This window comes from Leptospira andrefontaineae (genome assembly GCF_004770105.1).
In the GTDB taxonomy this organism is placed as follows: domain Bacteria; phylum Spirochaetota; class Leptospiria; order Leptospirales; family Leptospiraceae; genus Leptospira_B; species Leptospira_B andrefontaineae.
In genome coordinates this window covers 227535-240977 of record NZ_RQEY01000012.1, presented here as the reverse complement: position 1 = coordinate 240977, position 13443 = coordinate 227535, and the positions used below count along the sequence as shown (strand labels likewise).

Here is a 13443-nt window from a genome sequence, read left to right as displayed (position 1 = left end):
ATAAAGGAGAGGTCGGTGGCATACGTAGTAACTGAGCCCTGCGTAGGGTGCAAAATTACTTACTGTGCTGCTGCCTGTCCTGTAGAAGCTTTCCGAGAAGGAAAGGACTACTTAGTTATAGATCCGGACATTTGTATCAATTGTAATGATTGTTTGAGAGAATGTCCGGTGAATGCCATCTTCCCGGAGGATGAGGTGCCGGTGATATGGAAAGATTGGATCGTTTTGAACGCAAAAGAATCGAAAACGTTACCAATGATCAACGATCTTAAAAAACCTCTTCTAGACAAACACTGCAATATTAAAGAATTATGAAACATAAATTTCCCACATATACAAACCCAAAAGCACAAGAACTTCTAAAGTTATTAGAAGAAAGAATACTGGTTCTTGACGGCGCAATGGGAACTATGATCCAAAGGTATGGTTTGGGAGAAGAAGACTTCCGAGACGAAAGACTTAAAGACCATCCTTCTGCACTAAAGGGAAATAACGATCTTCTGGTAATTACTAAACCGGAAGTGATCGAAGAAATACATTATAAGTTTTTGGAAGCAGGAGCGAATATATTAGAAACGAATACGTTTAGCTCAAACAGAATTTCTCAAGCAGATTATAATGCAGAAGCTTATGTTGATGAGCTGAATAGAAAGGCAGTGAAGGTTGCCCGCGCTGCAATGGAAAAGTTCTCCAAAACTCATCCGGATCAGCCGTTATTCCTTGCAGGATCTATTGGGCCCACTACAAGAACAGCTTCTCTTTCTCCCGATGTAAATAATCCTGCATTCCGTGCGGTAACCTTTGACGAATTGGTAGAAACGTTTTATGAGCAGGTGAGAGCGCTAGTGGAAGAGGGAGTGGATATTCTTCTTTCCGAAACGAATATTGATACTTTAAATCTGAAAGCGATCATCGTTGCAATTGAGAACGTATTCAAAGATTTGAATGTACGGATTCCTGTATCTCTGTCTGTTACGATCACCGACGCTTCTGGAAGAACTTTGTCAGGACAGACGATCGAGGCATTCTACAATTCAATCTATCATGCAAACCCTCTTTCTGTAGGGATAAATTGTGCCTTGGGCGCAGGAGAGATGAGACCTTATATAGAAGAATTGTCCAGGATCTCAGGTTGTTATATTAGTTGTTATCCGAATGCAGGTTTGCCTAACGCATTTGGTGGCTATGACCAAACTCCGGAAGAATTTGGGAATTTTTTGGACGATTTTTCCAATCAAGGTTGGTTGAATATTGCAGGAGGATGTTGTGGAACTACTCCGGCTCACATTAAAGAAGGTGCTAAGGCTGTCCAAGGCAAAAAGCCTAGGATCATACCGGAGATAGAAGGAAAAACCAGATTATCCGGATTAGAACCTTTGAATATAGATGAAGCAACAGGTTTTGTCTTAATTGGAGAGAGGACTAACGTAACCGGTTCTCCTAAATTCAAAAAGCTGATCTTAGAAGGAAACTTTGAAGAAGCGGTATCGGTTGCGTTGCAACAGGTAGAAGCAGGAGCTAACGTAATAGATATAAATTTCGACGAGGCTCTTTTGGATGGAGAAGCTTCGATGAAAGAATTCTTAAACTTGATCGCGGTAGAACCTGATATTGCGAAGGTTCCTTTCATGGTAGATAGTTCCAAATGGTCTGTTTTGGAGACAGGATTAAAATGTATCCAAGGAAAACCGATCGTAAACTCTATTTCTTTGAAAGAAGGAGAAGAAAAGTTTTTACAACAGGCAAAAACGATCAAGATGTATGGTGCTTCTGTGATCGTAATGGCTTTCGATGAACAAGGTCAGGCCGCTACAAAGGACGATAAGGTCCGTATTTGCAAAAGAGCTTATGATCTATTAGTGGAGAAAGCGGATTTTTCTCCTTTTGATATTATCTTCGATCCGAACATTCTGACTGTAGGGACGGGGATAGAAGAACATAATAATTATGCAGTCGATTTTATAGAAGCAATCAAAGAGATCAAAGCTGTTTGTCCAGGTGCGAAAATCAGCGGTGGTTTAAGTAATATTTCCTTCTCTTTCCGTGGAAATAACCCAGTAAGGGAAGCAATGCACTCTGCATTCTTATTCTATGCGATCAAAGCTGGAATGGATATGGCGATTGTAAACGCAGGTATGCTAGCAGTTTACGAAGAAATTCCTAAGGATCTTTTGGAGAGAGTAGAAGACGTTCTCTTAAACAGAAGATCTGATGCGACTGAAAGATTGATAGAATTTGCAGAATCCTTTAAGTCAGGTGAGAAGGTCGAGAAAAAAGAAGAGGCCTGGAGAGAAGGAACAGTAGAGCAAAGATTAGAATATTCTTTAGTAAAAGGAATCGTAGAATACATAGACCAAGATACGGAAGAAGCAAGACTCAAATACGATCAACCATTACAAGTGATCGAAGGTCCTTTGATGGACGGAATGAGGGTCGTGGGTGATCTATTCGGATCCGGAAAGATGTTCCTTCCTCAAGTAGTCAAGAGTGCTAGGGTAATGAAAAAGTCCGTAGCTTACCTTCTACCATTTATGGAAGAAGAGAACCGTAAACAAGCTCAGGCTTCTAAAAAGCAAAAATTCTTGATCGCTACAGTGAAAGGAGATGTTCACGATATTGGTAAAAACATCGTGGCAGTAGTTCTCGCGTGTAATAATTACGAAGTGATAGACCTCGGAGTAATGGTCCCTTGTGAGAAAATTTTAGAAGAAGCAAGAAAGGAGAATGTAGATATCATCGGTTTATCCGGGCTCATCACTCCTTCTCTGGATGAAATGGTTCACGTAGCTTCTGAAATGAAAAGAACCGGTTTCGATATTCCTCTGTTGATCGGTGGTGCTACTACAAGTTCTGCTCATACTTCCGTAAAAATTTCTGAAAAGTATGATCAACCTGTGGTCCACGTAATTGATGCTTCCAGAGTTGTGAACGTAGTCTCAAAACTTTTGAGTCCTTCTTTGAAACCGGATTATATAAAACAGATTAAAGAAGAACAAAAGATCCAAAGGGAAATTTATTTTAATACTAGAAGCGATCGTAAACTTGTTTCTATCGAAGATGCCCGAGAAAATAAATACGTTACGGATTGGAATATAACCAAGGTAACTAAGCCGAACTTTGTAGGAGTTCGAGTTTTTGATAACGAGATCTCTCTAGAGGAACTTGTTCCTTATATAGATTGGTCCCCATTTTTCCAGGCTTGGGAGTTAAAAGGACGTTATCCTTCTATTCTGGAAAGCGAAACTTACGGTAAACAAGCCAAAGAATTATTTAAAGACGCTCAGAAATTATTAGAAGATATCGTTTCTAATAAAAGGTATACGACCAGAGGAGTGATCGGCGTCTTCCCTGCGAATAGTGTCGGCGACGATATCGAAGTCTACGAAGATGAAACCAGGACAAAAATTAAGACTGTTTTTCATACTCTTCGTCAACAAATCAGCAAAGAAGAAAAAGACGAACCTAACTATTGTTTAGCGGACTATATTGCCCCAAAAGAAAGTGGAGTCGCTGATTATATTGGTGGTTTTGCTGTCACTGCTGGCCATGGAGTAGAAGCATTTGCATCCATATTCGATTCTCGCTTGGATGATTATAATTCCATCATGGCAAAGGCCTTAGGCGATCGTTTCGCAGAAGCTTTTGCTGAATACATGCACCTGAAGATCAGAAAAGAAATTTGGGGTTATGTGGCTAATGAAAATCTTTCTACCGAAGAATTGATCCGAGAACGTTATCAGGGTATTCGTCCTGCGGCAGGTTATCCTGCAAGTCCGGATCATACCGAGAAGAGGACCTTATTCGATCTATTAGAAGTGGAGAAGAATACAGGTATTACTCTCACGGAACATTTTGCGATGATGCCTGCAAGTTCCGTAAGTGGTTTATACTTTGCTCATTCTGATGCTAAGTATTTTGCCGTGGCGAAGATCAATAAGGACCAGATCCAAGATTATGCTAATAGGAAAGGAATGACCGTTTCCGATGTAGAAAAATGGCTTTCTCCAAATTTGGCTTATGATCCCCAAGAGGCGGTTTCGAGAGTCTAATCTTTAATGAAACGATTTGTCGAAGTTACTACAAATCCGGTTCATTCTGAATACCAGGATGAATCGGAGCCTGGAACAGAGTTTCCATTCCATCCTTGGTTGGCATCTAAGATCAGGGAGAAGCTTGGCAGGGAAGATCTACGCTTAAAGCTGAGTGAGATCAGCTGCGAAGAGGTTGCCTGTCCTGTGATGGAGACTCGGGTCGAGGTCATAGATACTACATCCGGCAAAACTACTTCCTTTCTGCGATTTGGCAGAAAGAAAGAGCAAATTAACAAGTTAGATCTACAGCTTTCCTTTCAGAAAATGCAAATTTTGTAGTATCTTCGACAAAATTCAGACCTGAATTCAAATTCCGCGATCTATATTGGATCGCGTGCTTCTAATTCTCGTCGAAGTTACTACAACCCTAGTTCAAAACAAACCCAGAGATCACCTTTTCAAAGTTCGCCTTCTCTTTCTCGAATTGGCTTTCCAAAGTAAAAGTAGAGAACTGAATGGAACCGAAATTACCGCTAGATAGAAAAGAATAAAAAATAAATCTAAGGCCTTTGATTTGAGCGGTATAAGTGACGATCTTTCCTGGGACTCCGTTTACGGAACAATCTTCAATATTAATGATCCTCGCATCCGGATCTGTCTTTACTACATTTAATAAAACTAATTCAGGAAATGATTCTAATGGGATCTCTAATCCTTCATAAATAACCATTGCGTTTCCAGTTCTTGCCTGGTTTACGAAATGAAACTCCGCAAATTCATGATTTTCGGTCACGCTTGTCCAAAGAGTTGAATTATAAAAAACGGAATATACTCCTGATTTACTTTTGATCAGACTTGTTTGATCGGCGCCCTTCAGGATAGATCTGCCTGTATTTAATTTTTTAGAAGGATCTACTTTTTGTTCAGGTGCGTATTGCCAGGTGAAATTTTCTTTAAGGATTATTTTCTTTCCTGTTTTGGTATAAACTACTTCATCGGCGAATATAGCAGTTGCGGCGCAGAATAAGATTAGGAACTTGATTTTTTTCATAGGCCTTTCTCCTGGCTTTGGAAGATTTACTGGGGACCGGTAAGATTATATTATAAAAAATTAATTTTTATTTTTGTAGGTTAGGAGAACTGTCCGAGAATTTGTATTTTACCCCGAGCATACCTTGGATTTCAGGTGTTAAGAGTCCGTCCGTATTTGGAAATGGTTGGTGAAGAGGTAAACGTACTAAACCTTCGAAACTTAAGTTTTTTGTAGAGATCGAAAATCCAGGGTTCACATAATACTCGTAACCTTGTTGCCATCCTCTGAAAGCTTGAGGAGTATCGATCTGCAAAAGACTTTTGTCGTTAAATCTTTTGATCCCGGATACTTGTAGGAAGAAGTCCATCTTGTTCAAGCTGCTGGAATTCGAGACCAAGGAATAGCTGATCCCGATGGAAGATTTCGCAGACTCTGGGATCGCCAAACCTACGTTATTTCCTGCCATTCTCCAGCCCAAGTCCATTTGGATCCCCGCTCTTCCGAGTAAATATCCGAAGAGTAAATTCCCAGCTTGGTTGTCCAAACCTCTAGAAAGGTTAGAACCTAGACCAGGCATAACGGAAGAAGTGGCTCTCACGTCTGTCAGAGAATCGAACGCTCTTCTTTCAGTATTAGCTCCTACATAAGCCTCGGATTTATTGTCCTTGCTTTGGCCCATACTCATCGCCATTACAAAAACTTCTTCTCTTCCTAGAGAAGGATAAAGAGCGAAAAATTCCCTCTTCTGTAAAAGTATCCTAGGTTGGTTTGGTAATTTATTAGGAAGTCCTGGAATAGAATTGAAAGATGCGGATGAAGATTCGGTCGGTATATATTCCTGAAACACTTTCATTTCATAAGGATATTTGAATGTAAGAGAAGAGAAAAATTGGACCTTATGTTCTTCCTTCTCGACTTTGCCTTCAGATATTTCCTTTTGGGAAAATAGGGCCGTATTTTTAGAAAAGTTGTCGAAAGAATCCCAGAAAAAAGTAGAACTGTTCTCTCCGTATATTACGGACAGGCTCGCTACAAAAGGAAAAATCACCTGCAAGAGGGAAGGGAAGGTCTTTCTAAAGAACGAGCGTTTACGTTTAGGAAGAGATTTGGAATCATATGTCATCTTCTCGGTTCTCATCCTATATTTATTGATATATGACGGAATAATCTGCTTTGCCAATGAAAATTCCGTCATATTTCCCAAAAAATAAGACCTTCTATAATTCACCTGGAATCGGTATAAATGAACACAAAGATCAGAAATTTCGGACCTTGCAAAATTGAAAGTCCTGCCGCTTATGAATATTACACCGGAGACGAATCCAAGGTAGTTTTCAAGACGGTATTCGAAACGGAAGAGAGCTGGAAGGAATATATTGGAGAAGGAGCCGAATTTTTTGAACAAGCGGGTCCTCGAAAGAAGATCTACTTCGACCCAAAAGAAGTGACTGCCGGGATCGTGACCTGTGGAGGGCTTTGTCCAGGGATCAACGACGTGATCCGAGGCATCGTAATGGAATTAAATTATAGATACGGGGTTAAACGTATCCTTGGATTTCCTTACGGTTACCAAGGCCTTGTCAAAAAATTTGATCATAAGCCTATCGAGCTAAATCCGGAAAATGTAGCTCATATCGGAAGGGACGGAGGTACCATTCTCGCATCTTCCAGAGGAAACCAAGACCCTTCCGACATGGTAGATAGACTCTCTTTGTATGGAGTTAAGATGTTATTCTGCATCGGAGGAGATGGAACCTTAAGAGGAGCCAAAGAGATCGTAAGTGAGATAGACAGAAGGGGGGAAGAGATCTCCGTCATTGGGGTTCCCAAAACTATAGATAACGATATCAATTATGTTCAAAAAACATTCGGATTTTCTACCGCCTTCTCCAAAGCGATGGAAGCTGTAGAATGTGCTCATGTGGAAGCGAAAGGTGCACCAAATGGGATCGGTGTAGTAAAATTGATGGGTAGGCATTCCGGTTTTATCGCAGTGAACGCAGCTCTGGCTTCTCAAAACGTGAACTATTGCCTGATCCCTGAAGTCGATTTTGATCTGAAAGGAAAAGGTTCCTTCTTAGATGTTTTAAAAAATAGGATCTTAACGAGAGAACACGCAGTGATCATTGTGGCAGAAGGTGCGGGCCAAAAGTTTTTCGGCAAAAACGAAGAAAGAGACGCTTCCGGAAATCTAAAATTAGGCGATATTGGAGTGTATCTCAAAAATTCCATCCAGGACTTCTTCAAAGCAGAGAAGATAGAAGTGAATGTGAAATATATAGATCCAAGTTATATCATTCGTTCGATTCCTGCAAACCCTGAGGATTCTATATTCTGCGGATTTTTGGCCCAGAATGCAGTGCATGCGGCAATGGCAGGTAAAACGGATATAGTGATCGGCATGTGGAATAATGTGTTTACCCATCTTCCGATCGATATAGCTATCCAAGAAAGAAAGGTTCTTCAGCCTACCAAAAGTACTTTATGGAGAACATTACTGGCTTCTACGGGGCAACCAGCTCATATGGTGGCGGAATAGTACTATAGTCGGAGAAGTTCCGAGATCAAATAGATATCAGGATGATCGGATTATAAAATCCTAATTGAGTCGGACCATTACTAAAGTGTAATCGTCATGAGGATCTGCTTCTCCTCTGAATGCGTCGGTAGTATCTAAGATCAGCTCTTTTAGATTTTCCACGGGCATATCCCCGTTTCTTTCTATTAATTTTGCGAGATTTTCCAGAGAATACATTTCTCCGTCTTTGTTCGTAGTCTCGCTTACTCCGTCAGTGTATAGAACGAGAAGGTCACCAGGCTGGTATTCTACTTCATGTTCTTCTATCTCTGACTCTTTGATACCTAAAGGCATTCCTTTTCCGGAGAGAAGTAGTACCTTCTTCTCCTTAGCTTTATATAATAGCTGCTCGTTATGGCCCGCACTAGAATAACGTATTCTTTTTTTGAGCATATTGATACGAGTGAGCATCACAGTGACGAACATAAAATAACCGGACTTCTCCTGGATGATCCGATTTGCTCCCATAAGACTGATGCTTGTAGAAGAGTTACGTGCCACTTCACCGGCGATAATCGTCTTGGAAAATTCCATAAATAGAGCAGCCGCGATCCCTTTTCCGGAAACGTCTGCGATTAAGATACTTACTTCGTCAGGATTATGATAGATCAGATCATAAAAGTCCCCACCGATCTCTTTGGATGCAGTGTAAGAAGTTTCAATCTCCAGTAGATGCATCTTCTTAGGAATATTCGGCAGAGAGTTGATCTGGATTTGAGAAGCAATTTGCATATCTCTTCGGATAGAGGTTAACTTCTCTTTTTGGTTTTTTGCCAAAAGACTATTATAAGCCTCTGCGATCTGGTTGGAAATTGTGCTTAAGATAGAAAGATCCTGATGAGAGAAACTATCTCCACTCATCTTATCCGCAGCATTCAAGACACCTATGATTGTACCATCCTGACGGATCGGAACAGAGACGAAAGATCTAGTCTTATAACGATTCGGTGTGAGAAGGTCCGGATTAATATCCGTTTGCCCTTGTACTAAGATTGCTTTTCCTTGGGATAAGATTTCGTTTAAAATCCCTCGAGACTCATCCACCAAATGGGATTCTTCTTCCAAACTGAAACCAATGGATTTAGAAAGTTCGAACGCTTTTGTCCTAGGATTTTGGAAGATCAAAGAAACTCTTTCCGCACCTAAAACATCGGAAATTGAGTTAACAGTCAGATTTAAGAACTGATCCAACTCACTAATATTAGAAATCGCCTGGCTGATCTGGTAAAGACAATCTAATTCTCTTGCACGGTCTTTTAAGTCGCGGATCAACCTTCTGTTCCTGATCGCGATTGCCGCAAGATCAGAAAGATATTCTAATATTTTAATGTCTTTATTAGTAAATTCAGGCCTTTCTAAAGAGTTTACCGCTTCCAGAACTCCTTGGATCTCACCCTGTGCCTTCATCGGAACACAAATCAGGTTCTTTGTGGTGAATCCAACTGCGTCGTCTATGTTTCTATAAATTCTAGGATCGTTTTCTGCATCGTTTACGATGACTGGTTCCAGACTTTCTAACACCATTCCAGCGATCCCTTTTCCTCTAGGGACTTTTAATTCGGTAAGGGATTCCCCCTTATCACCTTTGGCGACTTGGAATACTAGACAATCTTCGTCTGGATCATAGAGCAGAAGGGAACATCCTTCCGTATTGAGTACATCTTTTGTGGTCTCTATAATAATTCCCAAAAGTTCTTCCAGATCGTCGGTGGAGTTGATCCTGGCGGTAATGTCTGAAATAAGAGCTAAGGAGAGCTGTTTGAAACTCATTTGGTCCGGGAATACTTCTTTTTTTGAGAGATTTTCAAATCGGGAGGGCTTATTCCAGCCTAAATCCAACTCCTGTCAAGGAGATTCGGAATTTCCTTTTATTCGATCAAGGAACCGATCCCTTGATCAGTAAAGATTTCGATTAAGATAGAATGGGGGACTCTTCCGTCAATAATATGAGTCCTTCTCACTCCTTGATCGATCGCAGAAAGACAACATTCTACTTTAGGGATCATTCCTCCGGTGATATCTCCTTTTCGAATATAATCTTTTACTAAGGCCCGGTTCAAACCTGTTACAAGTTTCCCGTCTATCAGGATCCCACTCGTATCTGTAAGAAGGATCAGCTTCTCTGCTTTGAGAGCGCCCGCCAATTCTCCCGCAAAAGTATCCGCGTTTATATTTAAAGATTCTCCTGATGCAGATTCAGCCACAGGAGAAATGACTGGGATAAAACCTTTTTCCTGGAGAGATAAAATGACTGTAGGATCTATTTTGTCGATCTTACCCACAAGACCTACATCGACTAGTTCGGATTTTTTTCCTTCTACATCTATTTCTATTTTTGTCTTCGAGGCGACCGCTAGATTTCCGTCTTTTCCAGAAAGCCCGACAGCATTTCCACCTTCTTTATTGATCATGGAAACGATCTGTTTATTAACTTTTCCTGTGAGAACCATCTCCACCACGTCCATAGTCTCTTCGTTTGTGACTCTATGACCATGAACAAACTCAGTTGGAATATTCAGGCTGTCTAGAAGCCTGTTAATCTCCGGCCCACCTCCATGAACGATGACTGGATGGATGCCTACATATTTTAGAAGAACGATATCTTTTGCGAAGGATTCCTTTAAGTCTGCCTTTGCCATTGCGGCTCCACCATACTTGATGACCACAGTTTTCCCGGAGTATTTTGTAATATAGGGAAGGGCCTCCAGAATATTGTTGACCCTCTCAAAGGAATGTTCCATACCAAACAGAGAAATCGTTCCCCACTTGTACGTCGATTCGGAAATGTTTACAATTTTAATCACTGGAGGAAGTGGGGGCCTTGGCCGCGCTCTTGTTTCCGAATTAGGAAATTCTGGATATAAGATCCTAAATTGGGATCTAGTTTCTCCGGACAAACTTCATCCAAACGAAATATTCCAAAAAATAGATCTGACTTCTTCCGATGAATTGGAGAATGCTTGCAATCGTCTGAAGTCTGAAACTTCTTCTTCTATCCGAGGATTTATACATTGCGCGGGTTACGGCGGCCCTTATCATAAAATCACCGAAGTTTCTTTGGAAGAATGGGACAGGATCTTTTCCATCAACCTTCGCTCCGCTTTTCAAATTACAAAATCGTTACTTCCGATTTTCAGCGCACAAGAATTCGGAAGATTTGTTTATATAGCTTCTTCTTTGTCTGTGCAAGGGAGTGCGCTGTCTGTTGCTTATTCTTCTTCCAAACATGGGGTCATAGGTTTTATGAAATCTATCGCTGCTGAATGGGGAGAAAAAGGGATCACATCTAACGCAGTAAGTCCAGGTTATATGGAAACCAAAATGGGGATCCAAGAAGATCAGGTAGATGATCATCGCAAAAAGATAATAGAGATGACACCTGTTAAGAAGATCGCTTCTCCGGAAGAGATTGCAAGAGTTGTGTCTTTTTTAATTTCTTCCGAGTCCGGTTATATCAATGGTGCAAACTGGACTGTTGACGGAGGAATTACTTCGATTTAGTCTTCTTAGAAGAAGGTTTCGAAACTTTAGGTTCTTTTCCCAAATTCAAAAATACTTCTCTCAATTCTTTAACCGAATCTTTTGCTTTTTCATCAATCCAAAGTTCATTTCCGGAAGGAGAAGAATCAAATTTGATCTTTCTTTTTAAGATCTTTCCTCTTCTGGAAAGAAGAAGGTCTGCTTTTTTTCCAGGCTGGTACTGATTTAATAATTCTTTAAAGTTACCTGGAAGAATTCTTCTATCACCTATCGCGATCCATTCATCGCCTAGATTGATATCAGTTTCTTTTACGGATTTGGAGAGAAGAATTTTACTTACGATCATTCTTCCTCTTTCTTCCTTCACCCTAAATCCTAATTCTATTTTAGGTTTCGAAGCAGTTCTTTCTACTCCGATCAAATGTAGATACTTCTCGATAGGAATACGTTTCGGATCAATAATATAAGGATCGAATTCCAATTTCAGATCCAGGCCGGTAGCTTTCTTCGCGGTTTGGAAAAATTCTGCCTTGGTAAACCCTCTTTTTTTCTCCTGATGGTACTGTTTATTTAAGGCGATCATTATATCCACCAAGGATTTTTTGCCTTTGGTTTCTTTGAGGATATGAAGATGCATACTTAATGATAGAATCGCACCCTTTGTATAATAAGAGATCCCTGTATTTGAAAAATTAGGATCGAAAGGGCGATTATAATATTTGGTCCAAGCGGTAAAACTGGAATCTTCCAGACTCATCCAGGATTCTCCAAAAGATTCTTCCAGCTCTTGTATATCTTTCCAAAGTTTATTCAAATATTGTTGGGGAGAATAGCTCCCGCAAAGAAGTAGAAAATATGCATCGAAGAAGCTTGTAACCCCTTCTGCGATCCATAATTCTTTTGTTAAGTTCGGTTTTTGGTAATCGAAAGGTCCAAGTGCGATCGGGCGAATTCTTTTCACATTCCAGTGATGGAAATATTCATGAGATAAAAGTTCTAAAAGAGTTCTGTAATTATCCGGATTAGACCATCCATTCGGATCGAATTGATTGATACTGCAGTTTAAATGTTCCAATCCACCGTATAGATTATCGCTCATGTCTAAAACGAATAAATAATACTTATTCTCCGTTCCGGCCATAAGTCTGATCTGGGTCTCTACAATGGTAGCCAGGTCCTTGGAGATCTTCTTCTTGTCTTTTGTTTCGATATCTCCCAGGATAACTAGATCAAATTCACATCCTTCCACATTAAAACTGATCTGCTTTTCATTTGTAAGAAGAATCGGACAGTCGAAAAATTCGTCGAAGTTCTTTGCTTTCCAGGTTTGTTTGGAACCTTCCTTCTTCTTTAATCCTGTATAACAAAAACGAAAAGGTGATAGATTCTTCCAAGTTAACTCAGGTTCCAGATCTAAACGATCCTTCGGATATAAGAATGTTGCAGGAGGATGTACTAAAATAAAATCACTGGTGAAATAATTGGTTCTTACAGTGTGCTCGAACCCATAAACTAGATAAGAAATTTTGAATGTTTCGCCCTTAGAAGAAACTTTCCAAGTATCTAGATCTGTTTGTTCAAGATTCCAACCGGACTTGGGCTGTATAAATTGGACTTGGTGAATGGATTTAGAATAATCTCGGATCTTATAAGAGCCAGGGGACCAATTCGGAATACAAAGATATGTTTCCTGTTTGTCTGGGTGGACTTCCATTTCCACCTTTAATAAATGTCTATGCGGTTGGTATGTATCTAGAGTGTATTTTACGATCACGCCTTAGGCACCGGCCTCTTTTAAGATCTCCTCTAAAGTCTCTGCGACAGTTTTAGTGGGATCCACTTTTCTCCATACTTTGCGGATGGTTCCATCAGGTCCTACCAAAAAGCTATCTCTGGAAAGTCCTTTGAATACTCTACCTTGCCATTCCTGATCTCCATAAACTCCTAAAGGACCGCTCAAAGTTTGTTTCGGATCGGATAGAAGAGGGAAACTTAGATTGAATTTGTCAATAAATTGTTTATGACTATCCAACGAGTCGGAACTGATCCCATAGACCTTTGCTCCTGCTTGAGTGAACTTTTCCAAATTGTCTCTATAAGAGCAGGCTTGTTTTGTACAGCCCGGGGTATCGTCTTTCGGATAAAAATACAATAAGGTCCAAGATCCTGCGGAGTCTTTTGGTAGATTTACTGTGTTTCCTGCAGAGCTAGATAAACTTACTTCTGGTAATTTTTTACCTTCCCATGAGTCGGACATAAAGTTTTCCTCCTATTTTCCCTTCCGGATAGTTTCTACCGAAAACATTTTTGGGAAAAGGAAA

At 40.3% G+C, this 13443-nt stretch carries 11 protein-coding genes; 5 read left to right on the top strand and 6 right to left on the bottom strand.

All coding sequences use genetic code 11. The annotated features are described in order from the left end of the window. The first annotated feature begins 15 nt into the window (after positions 1-15). From EHO65_RS08065 to EHO65_RS08055, 3 genes are read left to right on the top strand one after another with little or no spacing between them, the layout of a single operon-like run. Positions 16-315 (top strand): DUF362 domain-containing protein, encoded by a 300-nt coding sequence (locus EHO65_RS08065; RefSeq protein ID WP_135756606.1) that lies wholly within the window; start codon positions 16-18, stop codon positions 313-315. Continuing rightward, positions 312-4049, top strand: coding sequence for a methionine synthase (gene metH / locus EHO65_RS08060; RefSeq protein WP_135773606.1), 3738 nt, complete (start codon positions 312-314; stop codon positions 4047-4049). The genes EHO65_RS08065 and metH overlap by 4 nt, the downstream gene beginning before the upstream one ends. A gap of 6 nt (positions 4050-4055) precedes the next feature. Continuing rightward, the gene (locus EHO65_RS08055; RefSeq protein WP_135773605.1) at positions 4056-4370 is read left to right on the top strand and encodes a hypothetical protein; all 315 of its coding nucleotides are present in this window, start codon (positions 4056-4058) and stop codon (positions 4368-4370) included. Between the two features lie 88 nt (positions 4371-4458). Here the strand turns inward: EHO65_RS08055 and EHO65_RS08050 are convergent, their stop codons facing one another. After that, a complete protein-coding gene (locus EHO65_RS08050; RefSeq protein WP_135773604.1) occupies positions 4459-5082 on the bottom strand; it encodes a hypothetical protein in 624 nt (207 codons plus the stop codon). 67 nt (positions 5083-5149) lie between these two features. Continuing rightward, a complete protein-coding gene (locus EHO65_RS08045) occupies positions 5150-6259 on the bottom strand; it encodes an LIC_20087 family outer membrane protein (RefSeq protein WP_244243478.1) in 1110 nt (369 codons plus the stop codon). Between the two features lie 48 nt (positions 6260-6307). Here EHO65_RS08045 and EHO65_RS08040 point away from each other — a divergent pair, with 48 nt between their 5' ends. Further along, positions 6308-7603, top strand: coding sequence for an ATP-dependent 6-phosphofructokinase (locus EHO65_RS08040; protein WP_135773603.1), 1296 nt, complete (start codon positions 6308-6310; stop codon positions 7601-7603). Between the two features lie 60 nt (positions 7604-7663). Here EHO65_RS08040 and EHO65_RS08035 read toward each other — a convergent pair whose 3' ends face one another. Together EHO65_RS08035 and argB are read right to left on the bottom strand one after the other, a co-directional pair. Next, positions 7664-9412 (bottom strand): GAF domain-containing SpoIIE family protein phosphatase, encoded by a 1749-nt coding sequence (locus tag EHO65_RS08035; protein WP_135773602.1) that lies wholly within the window; start codon positions 9410-9412, stop codon positions 7664-7666. A gap of 98 nt (positions 9413-9510) precedes the next feature. Next, positions 9511-10383, bottom strand: coding sequence for an acetylglutamate kinase (argB, locus tag EHO65_RS08030; protein ID WP_135773601.1), 873 nt, complete (start codon positions 10381-10383; stop codon positions 9511-9513). A 43-nt stretch (positions 10384-10426) separates the two neighbouring features. Here argB and EHO65_RS08025 point away from each other — a divergent pair, with 43 nt between their 5' ends. Then, positions 10427-11143 carry an SDR family NAD(P)-dependent oxidoreductase gene (locus EHO65_RS08025; protein WP_135773600.1) on the top strand — a complete coding sequence of 239 codons (717 nt, stop codon included), beginning with the start codon at positions 10427-10429 and terminating at the stop codon, positions 11141-11143. Here the strand turns inward: EHO65_RS08025 and EHO65_RS08020 are convergent. Further along, positions 11130-12896 carry a M61 family metallopeptidase gene (locus EHO65_RS08020; RefSeq protein WP_135773599.1) on the bottom strand — a complete coding sequence of 589 codons (1767 nt, stop codon included), beginning with the start codon at positions 12894-12896 and terminating at the stop codon, positions 11130-11132. The genes EHO65_RS08025 and EHO65_RS08020 overlap by 14 nt on opposite strands. Before the next feature lie 3 nt (positions 12897-12899). Then, on the bottom strand, positions 12900-13379 hold the full coding sequence (locus tag EHO65_RS08015; RefSeq protein WP_135756596.1) for a peroxiredoxin: 480 nt from the start codon (positions 13377-13379) through the stop codon (positions 12900-12902). Between the last annotated feature and the right edge of the window lie 64 nt (positions 13380-13443).